A 25,750-nucleotide genomic window follows, 5' to 3' on the forward strand; every position below is an offset into this window, starting at 1 on the left:
GAAGGAAACGCTGAGTCTTCGATGAACGCTGAGTCTTCGACGATGGAACCGGGCGCTCGTCGCGTACTGCTCCCCGCCACGGGGCCGGCCGACATACGCCGGCGCACGGGCGACCACTCCGACAGGACCATCGCCGAAGCGTGCGCCGTCGGGCTCGCGTACTGGGCGACGGGCGCGAGCCCCGACGGCCTGGACCTCACCCCGAACACCCTGTTCGCGGACGTCCTCGGCTGGGTCGACAACGGCGGCCGCGCGCCCGCCGGCTGGGAGGTCGGCGCGGACGGCCGGAGCATCACCGTGCCCGACGGCGTCGCGCCGGAGCAGGCTCAGCGCGCCCTGGACGACCTGGCCGACTTCCCGGACCGGCCGCTCGGCACCATCAGCCCGGTCGGCGTGGCGGAGCGGCTCGCGACCCTCGCCGAGTGGAACGACACCCACGCCGAGCGGGTCCGCCCCACCGTCGTGGAGATGTTCCTGGAGCAGGTGCGCAGCAGGCCGGACGCCGTCGCCGTCATCGACGAGCACCGGTCCCTGACCTACCGTCAGGCCGCCGAGCTCTCCGCCCAGCTCGCCCACCACCTGATCGAGTGCGGCCTCGGCGCCGAGGAGGTCGTCGGCATCTCCCTGGGCCGCTCCGCCGAGATGGTGATCGGCCTCCTCGCCGTGTTGCGGGCGGGCGGCGCCTTCGTGCCGCTCGACCCGCAGTGGCCCGCCGCGCGCCGGGCCGTCGTCATCGACGACGCCCGCGTCGTGCTCCAGCTCAACACCACCGGCGAACACGCTCCGGGCGAGCCCGACGCCGTCCCCGTCGACCTCGGCGCCTGGGCGTACGGCTCCCACCCCACCGGCGGCACCGGGATCACCCCGGCCGGCGACGCCCTCGCCTACGTCATCTTCACCTCCGGGTCGACCGGACGCCCCAAGGGCGCGATGATCCGGCACGCGGCCATCAGCGAGCGCCTGCTGTGGCAGGTGCACGAGGTCCTCGGCTTCGGCCACGACGACGCCTCGCTGTTCAAGGCGCCGCTGTCCTTCGACATCTCCATCAACGAGATCTTCCTGCCGCTGGTCTCCGGCGGCCGCCTCGTGGTCCTGCGGCCGGGCGGCGAACGCGACCCGCACCACCTGCTCGGCGTCATCGCCGAGCAGCGCGTCACCTTCACCTACCTCGTCTCGTCCATGCTGGATGTCCTCCTGGAGATAGCGGGCGACTCCGGGCGCCTGGACAGCCTGCGGCACGTGTGGTGCGGCGGCGAGGTGCTCACCCCCGAGCTCTACGAGCGCTTCCGCACCAAGCTCGACATCCCGATGTACCACGGCTACGGCCCCGCCGAGACGACCATCGGCGTCTCGCACGTCGTCTACCGGGGTGCCGCCGAACGCCTGTCGACGTCGATCGGCAAGGCCAACCCCAACACCCAGCTCTACGTCCTCGACGACGAGCTGCGCCCGGTCCCGGTCGGCGTCGGCGGCGAACTGTACGTGGGCGGCTTCCTGCTGGGGCGCGGCTACGTCAACGCGCCCGGCCTGACCGCATCGCGGTTCGTGGCGAATCCTTTCGCCGACGACGGCTCCCGGCTGTACCGCACCGGCGACCTCGCCCGGTTCGCCCCGGACGGCTCCCTGGACTTCCTCGGCCGCGCCGACAACCAGATCAAGATCCGCGGCATGCGCCTGGAGATCGAGGACGTCGAGGCCGGCCTCGCCGAGCACCCCGCGGTGCGGCACACCTGCGTCGTCGCGAAGAAGAACGCCGCGGGCGGCACCTACCTGGTGGGCTACGTCATCCCGGCCGCCGGCAGCGAGGACCTGCGCGCCGACGACGTCAAGGCCTGGGCCGGCGCGCACATGGTGGAGTACATGGTGCCCGCCCACGTCGTCGTGATGGAGGAGTTCCCCCTCACCGCGAACGGCAAGCTCGACCGCAGGGCCCTGCCCGAGCCCGTGCTCGGCACCGGCGCGTTCCAGCCTCCCGCCACCGAGAACGAGCGCCTGGTGTGCGCGGCCGTCGCCGGGCTCCTCCAGCTCGACGGGGTCGGCGTCGACCAGGACTTCTTCCAGCTCGGCGGCGACAGCATCCTGGCCATCTCGCTGCTCAGCGCCCTTCGCGACGCGGGCCTCTACGTCACGGCACGGCAGATCTTCACCCACAGCGTCCTCGGGGCCCTGGCGGCGGTGGCGAGCCGCGAGGACGTCACCGCCGTCGACCACGCCGACACCGCGACCGGCCCCGTCGCCGGGTCGCCGATCGTGCAGTGGCTCGGCGCGACCACGGACGCCGTCGACGGCTTCGTGCAGTCGGTGGTCCTCAACACTCCGGCGGAGCTCACCGCCGAGGCCCTGGACACGATCCTCACCGCCCTCGTCGAGCGGCACGCCATGCTCCGCGCCCGGCTGGTGCGCGGCGAGCGCTGGAGCTTCGACATCCCCGAGGCGGACGGCGCCACCGTCGGATGGCAGGAGAGCGACCTGCCGCTGGAGGCGTGCGTGGCGCTCGCCACCGAAGGACTCGACCCGGACGGCGGCGTCATGCTGCGCGCCGTCTGGCGCCGCGCGGACCGCCAGCTCGTCCTCGTCGCCCACCACGTGGTCGTCGACGGCGTGTCCTGGCGCGTCCTGATGGAGGACCTGGCCACGGCCTGGCGGCAGGTGGCCGCGGGCGAGCCCGTCGACCTGCCCGCCGTCGGCACGTCGTTCCGGCGCTGGACGCAGTTGCTCGAACGGGCGGCGGCCGACGCCGACGGCGCGTACTACCGGCAGCCGCTGCCGGGAGCCGACGCGCCCATCGGCCGGCGCGCGCTCGAACCGGCCGACACCGTCGCCCGGGAGCGGATACGCACCGTCGCGGCCGGCCCCGAGGTCACCGCGGCGCTCCTCGGCGACGTCCCCGCCAAGTTCCACGCGGGCGTCAACGACGTCCTGCTCACCGCGCTCGCCGTCACCCTCGCCCGCTGGCGCCGCGACCTCGGGCAGGACCAGACGTTCGCGCACATCGAGCTGGAGGGCCACGGCCGCGAGGGCCGGTTCGTCGCGGCCGGCGCGGGCTTCGAGCCGGAGCTGTCGCGGACCGTGGGCTGGTTCACCACCCTGTTCCCGGTCACCGTCGACCCCGGCGCGGCCACGGACCCGACCGACCCCGCCTACCTGGCCGCCGCCCTGAAGGCCGTCAAGGAGGACCTCGCGCGGGTGCCGGACAACGGCATCTCCTACGGCGCCCTGCGCTACCTCGGCGGCGCGGAGTTCGACGCCCCCGCACCGCAGGTCCTCTTCAACTACCTGGGCCGCTTCGACGCGGGCGCGCCCGGCGACTGGCAGCTCGCGACCACCACCGGCCAGCTCGGCGAGAAGCGCGACCCCAGGATGCGCCTGCCGCGCGCCCTGGAGTTCAACGCGATCGCCGAACCCGCCCCGAGCGGCGAGTACGACCTGGTCACCACGGTCTCCTGGCCCGAGGGGATGTTCACCGACGAGGACATCACCACCCTCGGCCGGTACTACCAGGAGGCCCTGGCCGGCCTCGCCGCGCTGGAGCACGGCGGTCACACCCCGAGCGACTTCCCCCTGGTGCCGCTCACCCAGGCCGACGTCGACGCGCTTGACGGGCCCGCGCTGCGCGACGTCCTGCCGCTGACGCCGCTCCAGGAGGGCCTGTACTTCCACTCCGTCTTCGACGACGACGCGGCGGGCTCCTACGTCGAGCAGCAACTCCTCACCCTGGAGGGCGAGGTGGACGCCGACCGGCTCGCCGCCGCGGCCACCCGCCTGCTCGCGCTCTTCCCCAACCTGGCGGCCCGCTTCGTCGCCCTCGCCGACGGCCGCGTGGTCTCCGTCCTGGAGAGCGGGGTGGAGGCGCCCTTCACCACCCTCGACCGCCCCGGCATCACCGACGCCGAGGTCCGCGCGTACGCCGAGCGGGACCGGCGCGCCGGGTTCGACCTGGCCACCGGGCCGCTGATGCGCTGCACGCTGATCCGCGCGGGCGCCGGCCGCACCGTCCTCGTACAGACCGTGCACCACATCATCGCCGACGGCTGGTCGGTGCCGCCGATGCTCCGCGCGCTCCTGGCCGAGTACCACGCGCCCGGCACGGTGTACGCGCTCGGCGGCTTCCCCGACTACGTGCGCTGGCTCGCCGAGCGCGACGACGAGGAGAGCGACCGCGTCTGGCGCGAGGAACTCGCCGACCTGCCCGGCCCCTCCCTGGTCGCCGAGGGCCACACCCCCTCCGACCGGTTCGCCGACGTCGCCCTGGAGCCCGCCGAGGACGTCGACGCCGCCGCCCGGACCGCCGGCGTGCCGCTCAGCGTCGCCGTGCACAGCGCCTGGGCGGTGACGCTCGGCGGCCTCCTGCACGGCCAGGACGTGGTGTTCGGCTCCACGGTCTCCGGGCGCGACGCGGACGTGCCCGGCATCGAGGACATGGTGGGCCTGTTCATCAACACCATCCCCGTACGGGCCCGCTGGGACGCCGCCACCACCGCGCGCGACCTGCTCGCCGCCGTGCGCGAGCACCAGAGCGCCGTACTGCCGCACCAGCACGTCTCCCTGGCCCGGATCGGCCGCCAGGCCGGCTCCGGCTCCCTCTTCGACACCCTGGTGGTGTTCGACGTCGCCACCGACGTGACCGCCCTGCGCAGGCCCGGCGACACGCTCGTCGTCTCCGGCCTCGTCAACGAGGGCGCCCCGCACTACCCGCTGACGCTCGTGGTCGAGCGCGCCCTCGACGGCCGCCCCCGCTTCAACCTGATCTACGACGGCGAACTGCTGCGCGAGGACGGCGCCCGGACGATCCTGCACGCCTTCACCCGGGCCCTGACCGGCCTGCTCACCCGGCCCGACAGCCCGGTCGCCGACCTGGCGCCCGCCGCCGAGCGCCCCGCGCCGGTCGCCCCGACCACGCTGGCCGGCCTGTTCGACGCCGCCGCCGAGCGCGACCCGGCCGCCACCGCCGTCACCCAGTGCGCCCTCGACGGCACCACCCGCTCCCTGGCCTACGGCGAACTGGCGGACGCCAAGAACGCGCTCGCCGCCACCCTGCGCGCCGCCGGCGTCGCGCCCGGCGAGCGCGTCGCCGTGGCCGTGCCCCGCTCCCTGGAGCAGGTCGTCGCGCTGGTCGCCGTCGTCAGCGCGGGCGGCGCGTACGTACCGCTCGACCTGGCCTACCCCGACGAGCGCCTGGAGTACGTCCTCGCCGACGCGGCGCCCCAGGTCGTCCTCGTCGACCGCGACCACCGGGACCGCTTCACCGGGCTCCTGGCCCGCGCGGGCGTGCCCGCCCGCGTGCTCGTCCAGGGCGAGGAGCCGCCGCGCACCGACGAGCAGCCGCCGCCGCCCGCCGCGGCCGACTGGCACGACCCCGCGTACGTCATCTACACGTCCGGTTCGACCGGCCGCCCCAAGGGCGTCGTCGTCCCGCACTCCAGCGTGGTCACCCTGCTCGCCCACACCCGGCCCGCCATGGACTTCGGCCCCGACGACGTATGGGTGCAGTTCCACTCCTACTCCTTCGACTTCGCCGTCTGGGAGCTGTGGGGCGCGCTGGCGCACGGCGCCGAGCTGCTGCTGCCGGAGTACGCCCTGACCCGCTCGCCGGTCGACTTCCACCGGCTCGTCCGCGAGCGCGGCGTGACCGTGCTCAACCAGACCCCGTCGGCCTTCTACCAGTTCATCGAGGCCGACCGGCACGCCGGGGAGCCGGTCACCGCCCTGCGCCGGATCGTCTTCGGCGGCGAGGCCCTCGACCTCGGACGGCTGCGCCCCTGGGTCGAACGGCACGGCACCGCCGCGCCCGAGCTGGTCAACATGTACGGCATCACCGAGACCACCGTCCACGTCACCCACCGGGTGCTCACCGACGAGGAATTCGCCCGCGGCGACGACGCCAGCCCCATCGGCGGCCCGATCCCCGGCCTGGCCACCTATCTGCTCGACGACCGGCTCCGGCCGGTGCCGCCGGGCCGCGTCGGCGCCATCTACGTCGCCGGCGACCAGGTCGCGCTCGGCTACCTGGGCCGGGCGGGCCTCACCGCGGGCCGGTTCGTGGCCGACCCGTTCGCCGCGGACGGCTCCCGCATGTACCACACCGGGGACCTGGCCCGGCGCACCCTCGGCGGCGAGCTGGAGTTCGCCGGGCGCGCCGACGACCAGGTCCAGCTCAAGGGGTTCCGCATCGAGCTCGGCGAGGTGGAGGCCGCGGTCCGGGACCTCGACGGCGTCGTCGACGTGGCCGTCACCGTGGCGGACAGCGGCGACCACCTGGTCGCCCACGTCGTCGGCCGGGCACCCGGCGACCTCGCGGCCCGCCTGGCGGACAAGCTCCCCGTGCACATGGTGCCGAGCCGCGTCCTGGAGACCGACGCGCTGCCCCTGACGGTCAACGGCAAGCTGGACCGCAAGGCGCTGGCCGCGCGGGCCGCGGAGAGCGCCGGTACCGCCGCGTCCCCGGCCACGGCTGCGGCGTCGCCGGACGCGCGGTGGTCCGCGCCCCTGACGGGGCACGCCACCGACTCCGTCCTCGCCTCCGTCGTCGGCGTCTTCGCCGACACCCTGCCCGGCGCGGCCGTGGACGCCGACACCGACTTCTTCGCCGCCGGAGGCGACAGCATCGTCGCCATCACGCTCATCAACCGGGCCCGCGCGCTCGGCCTGGCGATGGCGCCCAAGGACGTGTTCCTGCACCGGACGCCGCGCGCGCTCGCCGAGCACCTCGGCGCCCGGACGCCGCAGGCCGCGGCGCCCGCGGCCGCCCGCCGCGACGACGGCCCGCTCACCCCCACGCCGATCATGCTGCGCCAGCGCGACCTCGGCGGCTCCCTGGCCCGGTTCGCCCAGGCCCGGACGCTCACCGCGCCCGAGGGCACCGCCTTCGCCGACGTCGAGCGCGCCGCGCGCGCCGTCGTCGCCGCGCACCCGGCGCTGCGGCTGCGGCTGCGCGTCGAGCACGGCGTCTGGGCGCCGTGCGTCGAGCCCGCGCGCGAGGTCACCGTCGTCCGCACGGACGCGACCGACCCGACGGCCGTGGCGAACGACGCCGCCGGACGCCTGGACCCCGAGTCCGGGCACGTCGTCGCCTTCGCCTGGCTGGAGGCGAGCCGGACCCTGGTGGTCACCGCGCACCACCTCGCCGTCGACGCGGTGTCCTGGCTGATCGTCCTGGACGACCTGGCCACCGCGATGAGCGGGGCGGACCTGCCGCCGCCCACCACGTCCTACGCCGAGTACGCCGAAGCGCTGGCGCTCCGGTCCACCCAGGCGGTCGACGACCTCGGCCACTGGATCACCACCCTCCAGGCGCCCACGCCGCTGCCCCCGGCCGAGGGGCTGCGCGAGACCACGGTCGTCCTCGCGCCCGACGTGAGCGACCGCGTCACGCGGACCGCGCCCGCCGCCCTCGGCGTCGGCCTCACCGAGCTGCTGTGCGGCGCGCTGCGCGCCGCCCTGACCCGGATCCAGGTCGCGCCCACCGACCTCGCGGTCGACCTGGAGCGCCACGGCCGCGTCCCGGCCCTCGCACACCACGACTACACCCGCACGGTCGGCTGGTTCACCGCCATCGCGCCCATGCGGCTCAACCCGCACACCGACCCCGTCGCGGCGGCCCGCGAGGTCGCCGAGCGCCAGCCCGACGAGGACGGCCACGCCGCCTACGGCCGGCTCCGCTACCTCAACCCGCAGACGGCCCCGCTGCTCACCGCCCGCCCCCAGGTGCTCTTCAACTACCTGGGCCGCGGCGACGAGTCCGAGGCCCTGCGGATCACCGGCGGCGACCAGGGCAGCCCGTACGCAGTCGAGGTCAACGCCTGGACCGACGCCGCCACCGGCGCCCTGCACGCGGCCTTCACCCTCGCCGAGGGCGTCCCCGACGCCCTCACCCGGCACTGGCTCGACGCCCTGGAGCAGGTCGCGGAGGCCTCCGCGACGGCTGAGCGCACCGCGCCGGTCACGCCCCTCCAGCGCGGCCTGTTCTTCCAGGCCCAGATGGCGGGCTCGGCCGGCCACTACGTCGCGCAGAGCTACTTCGGCTTCGACCGGCGCCTGGACACCGACGCGCTCGCCGAGGCGATGGCGTACGTGATCGCCCGCCACCCCGTGGTGGGCGCGGGCTTCGCCACCGACGACGACGGCAACCCCGTCCAGGTCCTCGCGGCGGGCCGCCGCGTGCCGGTGCGTACGGTCGAGCTGACGACGGACGCCGAGGTCGACGCGTTGCGCGCCCGCGACCGCGACACCGGCTTCGACCCGGGGCGGCCGCCGCTGATCCGGCTCACCGTGGTGCGGCTGCCCGACGGCCGCGACGGCCTGCTGCTCAGCTACCACCTGCTGCTGTGGGACGGCTGGTCCCGCGAGATCGTGCTGCGGGACCTGTTCGACGCCTACGAGGCCGTCCTCGCGGGCCATCCGCTGGACGCGGCCCCGGCGACGCCGAGCTTCGAGGACCACGCCCGCGAGCTCGCCGCCAAGGACCCGGCGGCCTCGGAGCGCTTCTGGGCCGAGCACCTGGCGGGCCTGTCAGGCCCGACGCTGCTCGCCGGCCCCGCGCCCGCCCTCTCCGACGAACTGCCGCGGGCGCTCGTGCACACCCTGACCGCCGACCAGTCCGACCTGCTGCGGAACGCGGCCAAGGCGCACGGCGTCACGCTGAACTCCGTGCTCACCGGGGCGTTCGGCCTGCTCCTCGGCGCCCGCACCGGCCGCGCCGACGCCGTGTTCGGCGTGACCGTCTCCGGCCGCGACGGCGAGGGCCTGGCGGACGTCGTCGGCGTCCTGCTCAACACCGTGCCCCAGTGGACCCGGGCCCGGCCCGGCGACACGGTCCGCGAGTACCTGGAGGCCGTGCAGGCCGCCCGCGTCGCGGCCATGGACCACGAGCACCTGGGCCTTGGCGAGATCCAGCGCGCCAGCGGCCACGAGACCCTGTTCGACAACCTGTTCGTGCTCCAGAACTTCCTGGACATGGACGCGTTCGCCGCGATGAACTCCCGGCACGGCATCACCTCGGTGCAGGCCGACGACTCCACGCACTACCCGTTCACCTGGGTCGTCACCCCCGGCGAGCGGCTCACGGTCAAGCTGGAGCACCGCGACGGCGACACCGCGGGCGCCCGCCGCCTCCTCGACGACTACGTCCGCGTCCTGGAGGACCTCGCCCGCGCGACCGGCCCGGTGGGCGCGCTGCCCGGCCTGGGCGCGGAGCCCCGGCCCGCGGCGCGCACGGACATCGGCACGGACACCGTCGTCGACCGCTTCGACCGGGCCGCCGACCGCGACCCGCAGCGGGTGGCGCTCGTCGCGCACGGCGCCACCATGACCTTCGCCGAGCTGCGGGACCGCAGCCGCGCGGTGGCGGGCGTGCTCGCCGGGCGCGGCATCGGCCCCGAGACGGCCGTGGGGCTCGCGATCCCGCGCTCCCTGGACTCGATCGTGGCGCTGTTCGCGGTGCTGCGCGTCGGCGCCGCGTACGTACCCCTGGAGCTGGACCACCCCGACGAGCGGATCGCCGCCATCGTCGAGGACGCCCGCCCTGAGGTGGTCCTCACCGTGAGCGCCGTGACACCGCGCCTGACCGGTGACCTGTTCGCGGCCCGGGGCCTGATCGGCGCCGGGGACCTGATCGAGCTGGACCGCCCGCTGCCCGACGCCGAGCCGTACACGACGTTCGCGCCCGACGACCCGGACCGGCTGCGCCACCCCGCGTACACGATCTACACCTCCGGCTCGACCGGGAAGCCCAAGGGCGTGGTGACCGAGTACGCCGGTCTCACCAACATGCTGATCAACCACCAGCGCCGCATCTTCGAACCGGTCCTCGCCGAGCACGGCCACCGCACCTTCCGGATCGCCCACACCGTGTCGTTCGCGTTCGACATGTCGTGGGAGGAGCTGCTGTGGCTCGCCGACGGCCACGAGGTGCACATCTGCGACGAGGAGCTGCGCCGCGACGCGCCCGGCCTGGTCGCCTACTGCCTGGAGTACGGGATCGACGTCATCAACGTCACCCCCACGTACGCCCAGCAGTTGGTGGCCGAGGGCCTCCTCGACCACCCCGAGCGGCGCCCGGCCCTGGTGCTCCTCGGCGGCGAGGCCGTCACGCCGACGCTCTGGCGGCGGCTCGCCGAGACCGGGGGCACGGTCGGCTACAACCTGTACGGGCCCACGGAGTACACCATCAACACCCTCGGCGTCGGCACCTTCGAGTGCCAGGACCCGGTGGTGGGCGTGGCCATCGACAACACCGACGTGTACGTCCTCGACCCGTGGCTGCGGCCGCTGCCCGACGGCGTCCCCGGCGAGCTGTACGTGGCGGGTGTCGGCATCGCCCGCGGCTACCTCGGGCAGCCCGCGCAGAGCGCCCACCGGTTCGTGGCGTGCCCGTTCGGCGCGCCCGGCGAGCGGATGTACCGCACCGGGGACCTGGTGGTCCGGCGGCCCGACGGCAACCTGATGTACCTGGGCCGCACCGACCAGCAGGTCAAGATCCGCGGCCACCGGGTCGAACCGGGCGAGGTGGAGGCCGCGTTCGCCGCCCACCCGGCGGTGCGGTTCGCCGCCGCGGTCGCGCAGCCCGACCCGCAGGTCGACGGCGCGTACCGGCTCGCCGCCTACCTCGTCCTCGACGGCGCCGACCTCGCGGCGGTCGCCGCCGAGGTGGGCGCCGGACTGCCGGACTTCCTGCGCCCGACGCACTACGCCGAGGTCGACAGCATCCCGCTGACCGTGAACGGGAAGGCCGACACCAAGGCGCTGCCCGAGGCGAAGCCGCTGGGCGCGCTGACCACGGCGGGGGAGCGCGGCCCGCGGACCGAGACCGAGACCGTGGTGTGCGAGTTCTTCGCCGAAGCCCTGGACCTGGATGATGACGAGGTGAGCGCGGTGAGCGACTTCGTCGCCCTCGGCGGGCACTCGATGCTGGCGGTACGCCTCATCGGGCTGCTCCGCCGCGAGTTCGGCCCCGTCATCACCATCCGCGACCTGTTCACCCTGCGAACCCCCGAAGCGATTGCCGGCCACCTCGATGACCACTCCTGACACGCCCGACACGCAGCGGCCCCGACCGGGGTCCGACATCCTGCGGACCGCACTGCGCCGCAACGTGGGCGCCATGGCCTGGGGCACCGTCCTCATGGGCCTCTACCAGGCCGGGGAGACGGCCTTCCCGATCGCGCTCGGCCTGATCGTGGAGCACACGATGCAGGACCGCAGCCTCGGCGCGCTCGGCCTGTCGATCGCCGCGCTCGCCGTGATCATCACGACCGTGTCGCTGTCGTGGCGGTTCGGCATGCGCATCCTGCAGAAGGCCAACACGACCGAGGCGCACCGCTGGCGGGTGAAGGTCGCGGGCTGCGGCCTCCAGCCGGTGGCCCGGGACGTCGACCTCAAGTCCGGCGAGGTGCTGACCATCGCCACCGAGGACGCCGACCAGACCGCCGACATCATCGAGGTGGTGCCGCTGCTCGTCAGCTCCCTGGTCGCGGTGGTCGTCGCGGCGGTGGCGCTCGGCCTCGCCGACCTCCGGCTCGGCCTGCTGGTGATCGTGGGCACCGTCGGGATCCTGTCGGTCCTGAGCGTGATGTCCAAGCGGATCGGCTCCAGCACCCAGGAGCAGCAGGCCCGGGTGGCCCGCGCGGGCGCGAAGGTCGCCGACCTCATCACCGGCCTGCGCCCGCTGCACGGCTTCGGCGGCAACCACGCGGCGTTCACCTCCTACCGCGGCGTCAGCACCGAGGCGAAACGCCAGGCGATCACCGTCGCCCGGGTGAACGGCGTCTACGCGGGCACCGCGCTGGCGCTCAACGCGGTCCTCGCCGCCGCCGTGTCCATCACGGCCGGGTGGCTGGCCTTCGAGGGCAGCATCACCGTGGGCGAGCTCGTGATGGCCGTGGGCCTGGCGCAGTTCATCATGGAACCGCTGAAGATGTTCTCGGAGATGCCCAAGTACGTGATGATCGCGCGGGCGTCGGCCGAGCGGATGGCCCTGGTCCTCAACGCCCCGCCGGTGACGGTCCCCGGCCCGGGGCGCCCGGCGCCGGGCGGCGACCTGGAGCTCGACTGCGTCCGCCACGGGGCCCTGCGCAAGGTGAGGTTCCACGTGGCCGCGGGGGAGTTCGTGGCCATCGCCCCCTACCAGCCGCGGGCCGCCGCCGACCTCGCCGCCGTCCTGGCCGCCAAGGTCCCGCCCCACGCGTACGACGGGGCGGTACGGATCAGCGGCCAGGAGCTCGCCGAGCTGTCGACGGAGGCGGTCCGCGAGCACATGCTGGTCAACCCGTACGACGGAGAGATCTTCGCGGGCACCCTGCGGACGAACATCGACCCCTCGGGCACCAGCCGCACGGTCGACGAGGCCGTGGAGGCGTCCATGCTGACCGACGTCGTCGCCCTGCACCCCGAGGGCCTCGACTACGGCGTCCGCGACCGGGGCGCGAACCTCTCCGGGGGCCAGCGCCAACGGCTCTCCCTGGCCCGCGCCCTGGCCGCCGACACGGACATCCTCGTCCTGCACGACCCGACGACGGCCGTGGACGCGGTCACCGAGCAGCTCATCGCCCGCAACGTCGCGAAGCTGCGCCGGGGCCGCACCACCGTCGTGATCACCAGCAGCCCGGCCCTCCTGGACGCGGCCGACCGCGTCCTGGTCCTGGACGACGGAGTCGTCACCGCCGAGGACACCCACCGCAACCTGCTCGCCACCAACGAGGAGTACTGCCTGGCCGTGGCCCGGTGAGCTGAGCGCGTACGACAGTGGGCCGTGTCCCGTCCGCAGTACAGCGGAGGGGACACGGCCCACCGGCGTGTGTGCCCGGAGCCGTCAGGAGAGCACCCAGGCGACGTCCCGGAGCAGGGCGTGCCGCCAGCCCGCGCGGTCGTGGCCGGAGGGCGAGCGCGAGACCCGCACGGCCGCCCCGGCCTGCCGGGTCAGGGCCTCGGTCAGCTCGCAGTGGGGCAGCATCCGCGTCTCGTGCTCCCCGACGTCGAACGCGACGCGCAGCCCGGACAGGTCGGGCCGCTCCCGCAGGCGCGCGGCGACCGCGCCGCCCACCGGGCCGCCCAACGGGTCCTTCGCGCGCGGCGCGCCGGGCGTCCACCAGAACGACCCCGACTGGCAGGCGACGCGGGACACCAGCTCCGGGAACTCCAGCGCCGCGTACAGCGCGCTCAGCCCGCCGAGGCTCTGCCCGGCGACCACGAGGCGCTCGGTGTCGGCGGGCACGCCGGTCCCGGCCACCAGCGGCAGCAGCTCGTCGCGGACCGCCTCCCACAGCTCGGGGCGGCACGTGAACTCGGCCTCCCTGTCCTTGGCCGGCAGGAACACGAGCGTGACCGGGGGCATGTCCCCGGCGGCGACGGCCGAGTCGAACGCGGTCACGGCCGGGTGCAGATACAGCCAGTCGTCCCCGTCGAGCAGGAGCACCACAGGACCGCCGCCGCCCGCCGGGTGCACGCGCACGGTGCGCCGCCCGCCGAGCCGCGCGCTGTTCCAGCGCACCCGGGTCTCCGGCAGGGGCAGGACGTCGTCGGCGCCGACCAGGGGCCAGTGCGGCTGCGCCGGGGCGTCCGGGGTGGCGGCAACGGACCGGTCCAGGCCCGCGCCGGCCGGGTTGAACGGGTCGGCGTGGTCCGTGCCGTCCACGCGGAACTGGTACGTCACCCGCAGCCGCGCGGGCGTGCGCACAGTGGCGTACCAGCAGTCGCCGGCGCCCCAGCGGCGCAGCGGCACCGGCTCCGACCAGCTCTCGAAGTGCACGGTCGGGGCGGCTTCCCCGCGCCACAGGAACAGCGTCAGCCAGCCGCCCCCGTCGGCCGGGACCGACGCGGGGGCCCCGGCGGCGGCCCAGAACTCCTCGGTGCCGGGCTCGCCGGGCAGTCCGAACTCCGCGAAGGGAGCGTCCGCTTGGGCCGGGCGGCCGGGGGCGGTACCGGTCGTGGCCGGCTCGCGCATGAGCGTCTCCTTGTCAGGGGAAAGCCTGTCAGGGCTTGTCGGAAACCCTTCAGGACTTGTCAGGGGGAGGGGAGGGGGAGAGAAGCTGGGGGGAGGCAGGTCGCAGGGGCAAGCTTGTGGGTGGGCAGGGAAAATATTAGGCTCATCGATGATTAGGCGAGCCTAACCTAAGGTGAGCTTGCCCTTCCATCCCGACATCTGTCGGCGATCCCGAATCCACTGTTCCGGCACGGCGGTCGTGGCCGCGCCCGAGGAGGCACCAGCATGAGCACCAACCCGTTCGACGACAGCGAAGGCCGCTTCCTGGTCCTGGTGAACGACGAGGGCCAGCACTCGCTGTGGCCGTCGTTCGCCGAGGTGCCCGGGGGCTGGACCGTCGCCTTCGGCGAGGACAGCCGCGACGCGTGCCTGGAGTACGTGGAGTCCCACTGGACCGACCTGCGCCCGGCGTCCCTCGTGGCCTCCATGGGCGCCTGAGTCCCCGCCGCGCCCGAGGGCCCCGGGACGACCGCCAGTTGGGGCGGATGGCACAGTGGTGGTCCGGGGGCGTGCACCACGCCGGTCGTCGGTCAGGCCGGCCTTACTTCCACGTCTCGCCGGACGACACGGCGACGAGCCGTCCTCCGACCGTGGAACCGAGGAAGGAAAGCCTTGATCACGGCTACGCCGCGCACTGTCCCGTACGCGCGCCCGCACCCGCACGCACCCTCCGCGCCGACCCTGTTCGTGCGCACCGCCCGCCGGGAGGACGCCGCCGCGCTCGCCGCCCTGTCCCAGCCCTTCGTGCGCACCGGGGCCCTGCGGGAGCGGCCCCTGACGCTCTACGCCGCCCAGGCGGCCGACTTCCTCGTCGTGGTGGACCGCGACGGCACCTTCGGCGGCTGCGTGGGCCTGCGGGCGTACCCGGCCGCCGAGGTGGCGGACGGCCTGCCCGCGGGCGTGGTGTACAACTTCTGCGTCGCCGGGCACCGGCAGGGCGGCGGCGTGGGGGCCGGGCTGCTGCGCGCCGTCCTCGCCCGGGCGCGGGCCCAGGCGCTCGGCTCGCTGTTCACGGCGACCACGGGCGGCGGCGGGCTGTTCCTGCGCTACGGCTTCGCACCCACGGCCCCCGGTCTCGCGCCCGCGGCCTGGGCGGCCTCCCTGGACCCGCGGCGCAACGCGCGGGTCCTCATGAGGAGCGTGTGACCCCGGGCCTGCGCGGCGCAGCGGCGCCGGCCGCCTTCCGGCACGCCCAGGTCAGCGGCACCAAATCGCCTTGCTTTCCATCGAGTTGGCCCCCGCCGCTGCCCGTCCGTGACGCCCGTTAGGGTGGCCCGGTGACCGACGCGAGCATGGACAGAGTGAACCGCTTCCGGGCCGAGGCGGCGTCCCAAGGGCTGCCGTCGGAGGAGGTGGAGGAATGGATACGTGTCGCCCGTCCGGCGGTGTACCTGGCGGAGGGCGGTGACGGTCCCCTCGCGGCCCGAGTCGGCGGCGACCCCGTGCTGCCGCACGGCGTGCCGAGGCCGTCCAGTCCCTTCGTGGCCTCCGTCGACCTCGCGGCCTTCCCGCCGGGCGTCACCGGCCTCCCGCTCCCCGCCGACGGCCATCTGCTGCTCTTCTCCGGTACCGATGTGGACAGCATCGGGGGACAGGTGCCCGACGCGGTGCTGTACGTCCCCGCCGGGACCCCGACAACCCCGAGCCCTCTAAAACACAGCCGGCGCGAGCCGTACCGGCCGCGTGAGCTCCGTACGGTGTGGCACCAGCCGAGCGCGCAGATGCCGGAGAGCTACGCCCTCGACAGATGGGGCGACACCCCCGAGGACGAGCAGTTCGACCTCGCCGACGAACTCAGCGACGCCTGGGCACGCGTGGGCGGTTACCGCCCTCCCTGGACCTTGCAGATCGGCGGCCACCCGGTCTCGCCCCAGAACGACCCCGTCCACTACGCCCGTGGCCCCGAGGAGACCGGCCCCTCCGAGCAGGGCGGTCCGGCCCACGGAGAGGACGCCGACGACTGGGCCCTCCTGGCCACCTGGAGGTGCGGCGACGACGTCACGGAGCTGGACTCCGGCGTGGCCCACTGGGTAGTCCGCCGCCAGGACGTGGCGGCCCGGCGCTTCGACCGGGTCCACCTCTACGTCGAAATGGCCTGACCGCGCGGGGTAGGACCCACCGACAACGTTCATCAGCCGCTTCCCACCACGCCCACCCGGTCTGTGTCGTCGTGCTCCAGGGCAGGCCCACGACCGCCGGGAGGCGGGTGGTTCATCGGCCACCGGATCGCGGGGCCGCTCCGGTGGCCGGGAATGCGGAGCCCGCCCTCCCGTGGCTCGGGCGGAGGGCTCGGCGGAGCAGCAGGCCGCGAAGGGCAGCCTCGTCCAGGCCCCTGGCCTGTCCGGGGTCCCGGCGGGTCGGCGAACATCTATATATGTCCGCCGACCCGCCGGGACCGCTGGTGGCTACAGGGCGCCTACGGAGGAGGGCTGCGCGGGAGCGCTTGTCCAGCCGCATGACGGCACTGACCCTGCACAGCGTGCTGGAATTTACTCGAACGTGTGACGGGAACCGGAGGGCGCCGGTCGCCGGGCGGTGGGCTGTGTACGTTGCCGCAGGTGCGGCGGATCGGGGAGTTCACCGTGGAACGCCGGCTGGGGGCCGGCGGCATGGGAATCGTGTACCTGGCGTGCAGTGCCGCGGGGCGGCAGGTAGTGCTGAAGGTGATTCGCCCCGAGTACGCCGACGACCCGCTTTTCCGGGCCCGGTTCCGGCGTGAGGTGGCCGCGGCCCGCAGGGTGAGCGGTGCCTTCACCGCGTCCGTGGTGGATGCCGATCCAGACGGCGACCCACCCTGGCTGGCCGCCCAGTACGTCGTCGGCGAGTCCCTGGCTGCGCGCGTGCGTGCACCCGCGGCCCGCTGCCGATGGTGGACATCGCGCGACTGGGCGGTCAACTGGCGGAGGCGCTGCGCGACATCCATTGGCAGGGCATCGTGCACCGGGACCTGAAACCGGCCAACGTCCTGCTGGCGAACGACGGTGTCCGAGTGCTCGACTTCGGCATCGCCAGGTCTGTGACGCAGAGCCGGGCGTTGACCCGCAGCGGCAGCATGGTCGGCACCCCGGCATTCATGGCGCCCGAGCAGTTGCACGGACCCCACGGGGTCTCGCCGGCGACGGACGTGTTCGCACTGGGCAGCGTGCTCGCCTTCGCCGCCCTGGGCCGCAGCCCTTTCGAGGACTCCGACGCCGCCAGCGTCGAGCCGATCGCGGTCGCCTTCGCCGTCGTGCACGAGGATCCCGAACTGGCGGGTGTACCTGACCCGTTGCGTGCCCTGGTCTCCTGCTGTCTGGCCAAGAACCCCGCTCGGCGGCCCGGCGTGGACGAGGTGCTGCGCCTGGCCGTCCCGGACGGTGGGGGGTATGAGCGGCTCCGGCCCGGCACGTCCCACGCGCCGTTGCCGAAGGGTCAGCCGGGGCAGGGTGGGGGCCGTCGCGCTGGCCGTCCTCGCCGCCCTCCTAGTCGTCGGCGATACACCGCAGCCGGGAACGTCGGCGGGCCTCGTCTGTGCCGAGGGCCTGCGCGGTACCGGGGACGACAGGACCCGCGGTTGCGTCGGTCTGTTGGCCGACGGCTCGCCCTCACCCCGCAACCTCGGGTCCTCCAGCACCCTGGCGCCGGTGCTGACGCGGATCATCGCGGAGAACCACCGCGTGGTCGACGCGTCCGCCGCGTCCGGCGGACGGCCGTTCGTGTCCGTCGTCTACATGGCACCGATCACCGCGGAGCACGACGGCACCGGCCTGATGGAATCCGTCCGCCATGACCTGGAGGGTGCCTACCTAGCCCAGCGCCAGGCCAACGCCTCGCCGCGGGGCGCGGGGCTCCGGCTGCTGTTCGCCCAGACCGGCGGCACCACCGAGCAACGCGAGTACACCGTTGGGCACGTGCTCGGCCGTCGGCGCGCCGACCGGATCGTGGCCGTGGTTGGTCTGGGCGGCAGCACCGCCTCCAGCCAGGACATGGTCGGGAAGCTGACGGCCGGAGTCCTGCCCGCGTTCGGCTCGGTTCTCACCGCGGACTCCTGGTCGGGGACCCCCGCCCTGGTGCGGGTCGCGCCGGTCAACGCCGACCAGCCGGCCGCCGCCGTACGGTTCCTGTCGGTGGGCGAACGCGCCGACGACAAGTTCCTGTTCGTCCAGGACGTTGACACCGGGGACCAGTGCACGAGCACCCCGGTCACACAGTTCCGCGCCCGTATACCGGCCGGCCGGCTGGTCGGCGAGGAGCCCCTGTTGTTTGACTCCCCGCAGCCTTCGCTCACCGAGCACTTTCGCGTCCGGCTCGCCGGTCTGTGCACGTCCCGGCCCGACGTCGTCTACTTCGCCGCCGCGGCACCTCCTTGGCCGCCTTCCTCACCGCGCTCGCCGACCGGCCGTGCCGGGATCGCCTTATGACTGTGCTCTCGGGTGACGACACCGTGATGGCCACCCGCACCGACGGCTTCGGCTCCGCGGAGCTGACCGCCACCTTGCGCACGGGCCGGATCGACCTCGTCCACACCGGCCTGGCCCACCCCGGGGCCTGGGACGCCGCCCCCCGAGGCGTTCGACCCTGAGGCCGTAGCTCCCTTCCGGAACGGCACCTTCGCCACCGCGTTCCCGCACAGGGACCTGGAGGACGGTCGGGCGATCATGATGTACGACGCCCTGATGACAGCGGCCAGGACCATCCGTATCACCCGTGCCGTGTCCGATCCCACCGCCGCCGACATCTACCGGACCCTCTCCGCGCTGCGCGAGAAGCGGGCGCTGCCGGGGGCGAGCGGCTGGATTCACCATCGGAGGGGACGGCAGCCCCCAGGACAAGGCCATCCCCATCATCCGCATCGAACCCAGCGGCCGTACGACCATACTGGCGGCCACCTCGGCCAACGGCACCCCACACGTCCCCACCAAGGCGTCCACGCCGACGGACCAGCGGCGGCACGCCGCTGCATCGCCCGGGAGCGGCCTGGTTCCGGAGCGGCAGCCGCGAGGCTCGGGCGCAGCCCCGAACCGCCCGCGGAACGATGGTTGTGCAGGACCGACCGGCACCTCGACGATCCCCAGGAGCTCGGCGTCGGAGCGGGGCACCCAGCTCACCCAGCCACGTAACGATCCCGGCCAACCGGCCCCCAGACGTGACGCCCTCGGGCCCTGAAGGGAACCAGCAGCCGCGCCCTGCACGCGTGCATGCGACCTGTACTCCGCCGTCGAGTGGGCTGCGCACGATGACGGCTGGGAAAAGCAGATCCCACGCCGCCATCCTGCAGCGCGCGATCCTGGCGCGCGACGAGCGCGGCCAGGCCCGCGCCTGGTCCGACCTTGCCGCGCAGACCCGCGCCGAGGGCCGCTGCCGCGTGGCCGTCGGGGAGCTGCCCGGTCTGGTTATCTGCTTTACCCTTCCTGGCGTCGGAATAGAGATCCAACCCTTACGCGATGGCGGATCACGTCTCTCAAAGCGCTTGCGGGACAGGCCTTGGGCGCGAAGAGAGGGCGAACCATCGTGTCGCCGCAATCCAGAAAGCAGATAACGAGCTCCATATAGCCCAAACGTCACTACCGCCAGACGTTTGCCAGCCAAGCGGCATGAGATGTTGATCTCACCGGCCTGTGCCGGAATGACTTGCTCCCATCCCCGTAAATGTTGTTACCTGTAGTGGCCATCTTCGCTCTTAGGGAGGCAATGTCTTCCCGTCAGCGAAAAACTAAGGGGTAGGTATGATCAGACGGAAGATAGCGACGACGGCATTGGCTGGGGCATCGGCGGTTGGACTGCTGGTTGGGTTCACTGCTGAAGTACACGCTGATGAAGCACCCGGGCCCGTCACCACATGGATCGACGGTGGAGTAGTGGAAGATGATGCTCCCGTGGCAGAAGCTGAGCGCGCTCGTGTCGTCTGCGACCGGTGGGTGACGGGTTACACCGGGCACAGTAAATGCTCGGGAAATCCTGTCTCGTCGACATCCCGGCAACGTGCCATGGTGACCTGCATTCGGCCCGGCGGGAGCAAGTTTGTCATCTATGGAGAGTGGAAGACCGTGAAGAGCGGTAAGACTTCCAGTGCGACATGCTCTCCTCATGGCGAGGCCGGCGTGTACAAGGTGGCCACCCATCATGGACATCACGGGTAGCGGTTCCGGATCAGTACGCTGTCGAGCTTTCAGTGATATGCGCGCTGTCGACTCCGAGTCCTCACGATTCGATCCGACAGCGCGCTATCGCGCAATCTCGGTACGCTGGTCGGCAGGTTTTCGCTCACTGAAGAGCCACGTATCGAAGAGCTGAGTCAAATCTTTTCCCGCTTTCGCTTCGCACAGCGCAATGAAATCTTCCGTGTCGACGTTGTCGTGACGGTGCTGCTTCGTCCACGTCCGGATGATGTCGAAGAAGATCCTGTCGCCGGCCGCCTCGCGCACTTTGTGCAGCGTCATGGCGCCTCGACCGTAGACCGGTGAGTCGGAAACCTTGTCGGCACTGGGCGGATCGGTCGGCGGGAAATCCCATATGCCTTCGCTCTCGGGGTGGGTGCCGTCATAGAAGGAATCAAAGACCCTCTGGGCACTCCTGCCGCCGTGGTCCTCCTGCCAGAGCCATTCCGCGTATGTGGCGAACCCTTCGTTCAGCCACATATCGTTCCACTGGCGCGGAGTGACCGAGTTGCCGAACCACTGGTGTGCGATCTCGTGGACCAGCAGCGTGTCATCGGGTGCCTCACCGAAGTACGGCTTGGTCTGGGTCCCCAGCGCGTAGCGGAGGTCGGGAAGGTGGTCGACGACGGCACCGACGGAGGAGAAGGGGTACGGCCCGAAACGTCCGCCGGCCCAGTCGGTGATCTCGGGCACCAAGTCCTGGACGCCTTCGGCGTCTTCGGTCTCGTCTGGATCGACGGCGACGTAGACGGGCAGGTCGTCGGACGTCCAGCCCTTGTGGATCTCGAAGTATCCGACAGTGACGTTGACGAGGTAGCTTGCCATGGGTTCGTCGCTGTGCCATTTCCGGGTAACCCGGCGACCTGTGTCTTCTTCCTTCAGCAACTCCCCGTTGCTCACCACGTCGTACGGGTCGCCGTCTTCGTCCCTGGGCACGCTGACGGTGATGTCGTAGGTGGCCTTGTCGGAGGGGTGATGGTTACCCGGGAACCAGGTCATGGACCCGGTCGGCTCGCCGAGGGCGGTCGAGCCGTCGTCCGTCTCGATCCAGCCCTCGACGCCTCCGTCGGAGTCTTCGATCATCTTGGGCGTGCCGTTGTACCTGATGACGGCTTTGAAGACCTCACCGTTCCTGATCGCCTTTGTCGGCGTCAGCGTCAGCTCGTTCTGGGTGCGCGTGAAGCGAGCATCCGTGCCGTTCACCGTGGCGGTAAGCACCTTGAGTCCGGCGAGGTCGAGGTTGAACCGGCTCAGGTTGTGGGTCGCTCGCGCAGTGATGGTCGCGGTTCCCTGAAGATGATTGGTCTCAGGAACGTAGTCGAGGCTGAGAGCGTAGTGGGAGGCGTCGTAACCCCCGTTGCCCAGTGCCGGGAAGAGGGCATCACCGACTCCGACCGCCCCGGGTTTGGCGTCACGCACCGACGACTCGGTGGAATGTGACGTGGAACCGCTGCAGGCCGTGGTCATGGCCGCGAGCAGCACCGCGGTCAGCGCCCAGCGCGCAGGGCGGGGAACGCTGAGAAGCTCCTTCACAGGGGCTGGGTGGCGATGCGCCGGTTGTGTATGTCGAGAACAAGGACGCTGCGTGCGACGCCGCGGCCGTCGTCTTTGTCCCACCAGTCCGCAAAGGTGCGGGCGAAGGTTCTGGCCTGGCCGTGTGAGGTGTAGTCGGTGCGCACTTCGACGTCGTAGTCGGGCCCGGCGAGCTCGACGGTGAAGAGCTGGTCGCTGCGCCGGGCCAGCTCCGCGTCGCCCTTGGCGCGCGCCCATGCGCGAAAGTCCCGCAAGAGCGCGGGATTCGCTTCCCTCTTGCTCATCGGGTGAGTCGGCGGATCCTTCGGTGCGCCCGTCACCGCGTCCTGGCAGCCCTTCACCCACGACCCGCGGTCCCCGTCGGCGCGGGCGCCAGCATCCAGGGCACGGCGGGCGCAGCCCCCGTGCACCACTTCCCGTACCGCTGCGCCCTTGCCTCCCTCGTCGTAGACCTTGCGTCCTTCGGCGTACCCAGCGGCATAGGCGCGCTTGTAGCCGGGCGTTGCCTCCGTGTGTCGGCCGGGCGAGCCGGAGGGACGTTCTCCTGCGGGCCGCGGTGTGCTGTCGGATCCGCACGCCGAGGTGACCAGCATGCCCGCAGTCACGACGGCGGCCGCGGCTGCATGCCGCCCTCCACGCCCCTTACCCCAACGTGGGCTCATTACCGTGCTCTCCCATCAATCGCGCAATGCGATCAAGTAGAACGCTCCGGCCTGCCCGAGGTTGTCTCACGCAATGTAAAAGAATCTTTACTCAGCATCACATGGACGTGGGGCGTGGCGTGATCCATGATCTTGAGCTTCGTGGGCCTGTGACCAGGGCCTGCACGTCCGTACGAGGGGGAGAGTTGAGGCTGAGACACAGCCTGCCAGTCATGGCCGCCGTGGCTGCCACGATTACCATCCACGCACCCGCCTGGGCCGATCCCACGCCCAGCGACACGCACCCGGCCCCAGCGGCCAGCAAGCCGGAGACATCACCTACTCCCACACCGGGAACCGCACCCGCAGGGACTGCGAGCCCGGCCCCATCAACCGACCGGCCCGGAGCCCCGTCCTCCTCTGCCCCTGAACCCTCCGCCCCTGAACCCTCTGCTCCTGAGCCCTCCGAGTCCGAACCGGACGAGACACCCGGGGATGCGGCCGACGAGCTGGAGAAGTTCTGGACGCCAGAGCGCATGGACCAGGCTGATCCAGTCGAGGAGCAGCAGGCCCGTGAGGCGCAACTGCAGCCGGAAGAGCGCCAGAAGGCGCTGCGTTCCCCTTCGCACCCCTTCAAGGGCATCAAGGAAGTAGGCACCTTCTACTGGGCTGAGCGCGACGAGAACGGCGACCTCTTCTACCGCTTCTGCGGCGGCACGGTCGTACCGTCTCCCGGGAAGAACATGGTGCTGACCGCTGCGCACTGCTTCGACAGCAGTGACCGGCAGGAGAAGCTCGTCTTCGTCCCGCAGCACAGCAAGAGCAAGCCCCGGCCCCACGGAATCTTCCCCATCGCCAAGGGGCAGATCTACGCCGACCCCCGTTACATGCGCCGGGGTGGTGACAAGGACTACACCGGACTGGACTTCGCCTTCCTCAAGACGGGCGCCCGCAGCGACGGCAAGAAGCTCCAAGACGTCGTCGGAGCCATCAAGATCGGCTACAACACTGGCTTCGATCACCCCAAGACCCGCGTGATCGGCTACCCGGGGTTCAAGCCCCAACAGGACCCGCTGGACTGCATATCGCCCATGAAGAAGTACACCACGGGCAACGCGGATGGCTGGAAGGGCGGCACCTTCTCGCAGATCGACTGTGACGGATATGTCTCCGGAACCTCCGGCGGCCCCTTCATCACGGCAGGCAGCGAGGAGCCCCGGGTCATCGGGGTGACGGGCGGCTGGAAGACCGGCGGCCACAGCCCGAACACCTCATATTCGTCCTACTTCGACAACGACCTCAAGCACATCTACGACGCCGCCGCGGCCGGGAAGAAGCCGACCCCCATCGTGCTGCCTTCGGCCTCGACGTGGAAACACGCCACGGACATCGCCTCGGGCTACTTCGCCTTGAAGGGGCAGGTGCCGGAGGACCGCATGGACATGTTCGTCAAATGGTCCGACGGTGAGCTGAGCATCTATCGGGGAGCGGACAAGAGCCTGAACTACTTCGACAAGGAATTCACGGTCAAAAAGCCCAACAAGCTGTGGGCCGACCACGCCAAGCAAGTCGTCGCCGGCGACTTCACCGGGGACAACGGCTCTGACCTCATCGTGCGTTGGTCAGACGGTGAAGTAACCCTGTACCCCTCGGTGGACGAGAAGGGCTTCCACGGCGAGGTCCAACTGGTCGCCCCCAACGCCACCTGGAAGCACGCCGAAGCGATCACAGCGGGCTGGTACGGCGGCAACAAATGGCAGGACGACCTCGTAGTCAGGTGGTCCGACGGTGAGCTGACCGTTTACCAGAACACCGGTGACGGCAACAAGCTCGGTAAAGAAATCAAGGTCGTCAACCCCAACAGGCTATGGAAGCACGCCGTCGAGATCGGCTCCGGCGACTATACCCAAGGCAACACCTGGGACCTCGTCGTGCGCTGGTCGGACGGCGAACTCACCCTCTACGACGATTTTACCGGCACCGGTGACACCTGGGGCGAGCACCAGTGGAAGGCCCCCAACCAGCTCTGGACCCACGCCAAGCTCGTCACCGGCGGGGACTTCAGCGCCAACCCCTGGCCGGACGACACGGTCGTCCGCTGGTCCGACGGCGAACTCAGCCTGTACACCGAAGGAAACGCTTCCGGAATCGGCAAGGAAAACCAGCTCGTCGCCCCATAGACCCCGACGATCTGGAGAGCGCGGTTCGCCGTGCAACCTGGTCAACACTGGATTACGCGAAAGTGAGAAAACATGCGCTCCCTTCGCATGGCCGGCGTGGCTACCGTCACGGGAATGGCCTTGATGGCGGGAATGTTCACGGCGAGCCCGGCCGGAGCAATGAGTGTTCCTAAGTGCAAGAAGTGGTCGTCCAACGGCGGTCACAAGGCGAACCTGAAGTGTGGCTTCACCAACAACCCGGACTTTTACAAGTATCGAATCACCGCTGCGTGCACTGGCCACGCAGCGATACACGGCAAGTGGGTGACTCCAATCCCCAGGAACAAGTACGGCAAGACGTCGAGCGCTAAGTGCGCCGGAAAGGTGCGGGGCCTTGAGCGTGAGTTCGCCCGCGCCTAGCCACTGACGAGCAACGAGCTAAGCACCCTTCTGGGGAGACCTGGGGCCGCTGCTCGTCCGGGCGCGGCGGTCAGTCGCCCGTGCCGTGCTCCGCGTGCCGCGGGGCGGTGTCGGGGACCACCGTCGTGCCCGGGCTGGTCTCCCCGAGGACGCTGCGCAGCACCGCGTGCGGCACGCGGCCGTCGATCACGTGCGCCGCGCCCACGCCGCCGCGCACGGCCCGCAAGCAGCCCTCCATCTTGGGCAGCATCCCGCTGGCCAGGTCCGGCAGCAGCTCGTCCAGGGCGCCGGCCGTCAGGCGCGGTATCACCTCGGTGCTGTGCGGCCAGTTCGCGTACAGCCCCTCGACGTCGGTGAGCACCACCAGGCGTTCGGCGCCGAGGGCGACGGCGAGGGCCGAGGCGGCGAGATCCGCGTTGACGTTGTAGACCTGCCCGTCCTCGCCGCGCGCCACGGGGGAGACGACGGGGACGTGCCCCCGCTCCAGGAGCGTGCGCACCATGCCGGGGTTCACGTCGACGACGTCCCCGACCAGGCCGATGTCCACCGGACGCCCGTCCACCCAGGCCGGCCGGCGCACGGCCGTCATGGTGTGGGCGTCCTCGCCGGTCATGCCGACGGCGTAGGGGCCGTGGGTGTTGATGTGCCCGACCAGCTCCCGCTGGACGCGGCCCGTCAGCACCATGCGCACGACGTCCATGGTCTCCGGCGTCGTCACCCGCAGGCCCGCCTCGAACCGGGTCTCCAGGCCGAGGCGTTCGAGCATCGCGCTGATCTGCGGCCCGCCGCCGTGCACCACGACCGGGCGCAGCCCCGCCCGCCACATCTGCACGACGTCCTCGGCGAACGTCCGCTGGAGGTCCGCGTCCACCATGGCGTGCCCGC

General features: G+C 71.9%; 13 protein-coding genes. 9 read left to right on the forward strand and 4 right to left on the reverse strand.

What is annotated here, in order from left to right:
* Positions 1-42: 42 nt before the first annotated feature.
* On the forward strand, positions 43-11,025 hold the full coding sequence (locus QK440_RS03435) for a non-ribosomal peptide synthetase (protein ID WP_282791524.1): 10,983 nt from the start codon (positions 43-45) through the stop codon (positions 11,023-11,025).
* A complete protein-coding gene (locus QK440_RS03440) occupies positions 11,012-12,721 on the forward strand; it encodes an ABC transporter ATP-binding protein (protein ID WP_282791423.1) in 1,710 nt (569 codons plus the stop codon). Before QK440_RS03435 ends, QK440_RS03440 begins: the two co-directional genes overlap by 14 nt.
* Before the next feature lie 84 nt (positions 12,722-12,805).
* Here QK440_RS03440 and QK440_RS03445 read toward each other — a convergent pair whose 3' ends face one another.
* Positions 12,806-13,936, reverse strand: a complete 1,131-nt coding sequence (locus QK440_RS03445) for an alpha/beta hydrolase-fold protein (RefSeq protein ID WP_282791424.1) — start codon at positions 13,934-13,936, stop codon at positions 12,806-12,808.
* Positions 13,937-14,200: 264 nt separating this feature from the next.
* Here QK440_RS03445 and QK440_RS03450 point away from each other — a divergent pair, with 264 nt between their 5' ends.
* The 6 genes from QK440_RS03450 (at position 14,201) to QK440_RS03475 (ending at position 18,536) form a co-directional block, all read left to right on the forward strand.
* Positions 14,201-14,413, forward strand: a complete 213-nt coding sequence (locus tag QK440_RS03450; protein ID WP_282791425.1) for an MbtH family protein — start codon at positions 14,201-14,203, stop codon at positions 14,411-14,413.
* Between the two features lie 249 nt (positions 14,414-14,662).
* Complete coding sequence (locus QK440_RS03455; protein ID WP_282791525.1) at positions 14,663-15,121, forward strand: GNAT family N-acetyltransferase; 459 nt, start codon at positions 14,663-14,665, stop codon at positions 15,119-15,121.
* 131 nt (positions 15,122-15,252) lie between these two features.
* A complete protein-coding gene (locus QK440_RS03460; RefSeq protein ID WP_282791426.1) occupies positions 15,253-16,074 on the forward strand; it encodes a DUF1963 domain-containing protein in 822 nt (273 codons plus the stop codon).
* Positions 16,075-16,533: 459 nt separating this feature from the next.
* Positions 16,534-16,926: a hypothetical protein gene (locus tag QK440_RS03465; RefSeq protein ID WP_282791427.1), complete on the forward strand. Its 393-nt coding sequence runs from the start codon at positions 16,534-16,536 to the stop codon at positions 16,924-16,926.
* Positions 16,927-17,400: 474 nt separating this feature from the next.
* Complete coding sequence (locus tag QK440_RS03470; RefSeq protein WP_282791428.1) at positions 17,401-18,375, forward strand: hypothetical protein; 975 nt, start codon at positions 17,401-17,403, stop codon at positions 18,373-18,375.
* Positions 18,372-18,536, forward strand: a complete 165-nt coding sequence (locus QK440_RS03475) for a hypothetical protein (protein ID WP_282791429.1) — start codon at positions 18,372-18,374, stop codon at positions 18,534-18,536. Before QK440_RS03470 ends, QK440_RS03475 begins: the two co-directional genes overlap by 4 nt.
* A gap of 1,642 nt (positions 18,537-20,178) precedes the next feature.
* Here the strand turns inward: QK440_RS03475 and QK440_RS03480 are convergent.
* Both QK440_RS03480 and QK440_RS03485 read right to left on the reverse strand, forming a co-directional pair.
* Positions 20,179-21,645 (reverse strand): M1 family metallopeptidase, encoded by a 1,467-nt coding sequence (locus QK440_RS03480; protein ID WP_282791430.1) that lies wholly within the window; start codon positions 21,643-21,645, stop codon positions 20,179-20,181.
* Entirely contained in the window at positions 21,642-22,238 is a 597-nt protein-coding gene (locus tag QK440_RS03485; protein WP_282791431.1) for a hypothetical protein, read from the reverse strand. Before QK440_RS03485 ends, QK440_RS03480 begins: the two co-directional genes overlap by 4 nt.
* Before the next feature lie 584 nt (positions 22,239-22,822).
* On the opposite strand from QK440_RS03485, the gene QK440_RS03490 reads away from it, so the two are divergent.
* Positions 22,823-24,466 carry a trypsin-like serine protease gene (locus QK440_RS03490; RefSeq protein ID WP_282791432.1) on the forward strand — a complete coding sequence of 548 codons (1,644 nt, stop codon included), beginning with the start codon at positions 22,823-22,825 and terminating at the stop codon, positions 24,464-24,466.
* Positions 24,467-24,935: 469 nt separating this feature from the next.
* On the opposite strand, the gene argB is transcribed toward QK440_RS03490, so the two are convergent.
* On the reverse strand, positions 24,936-25,739 hold the full coding sequence (gene argB / locus QK440_RS03495) for an acetylglutamate kinase (RefSeq protein ID WP_282791526.1): 804 nt from the start codon (positions 25,737-25,739) through the stop codon (positions 24,936-24,938).
* Positions 25,740-25,750 lie beyond the last annotated feature (11 nt).

The organism is Streptomyces sp. CC224B, assembly GCF_030010595.1.
Taxonomy (GTDB): Bacteria; Actinomycetota; Actinomycetes; order Streptomycetales; family Streptomycetaceae; genus Streptomyces; species Streptomyces longispororuber.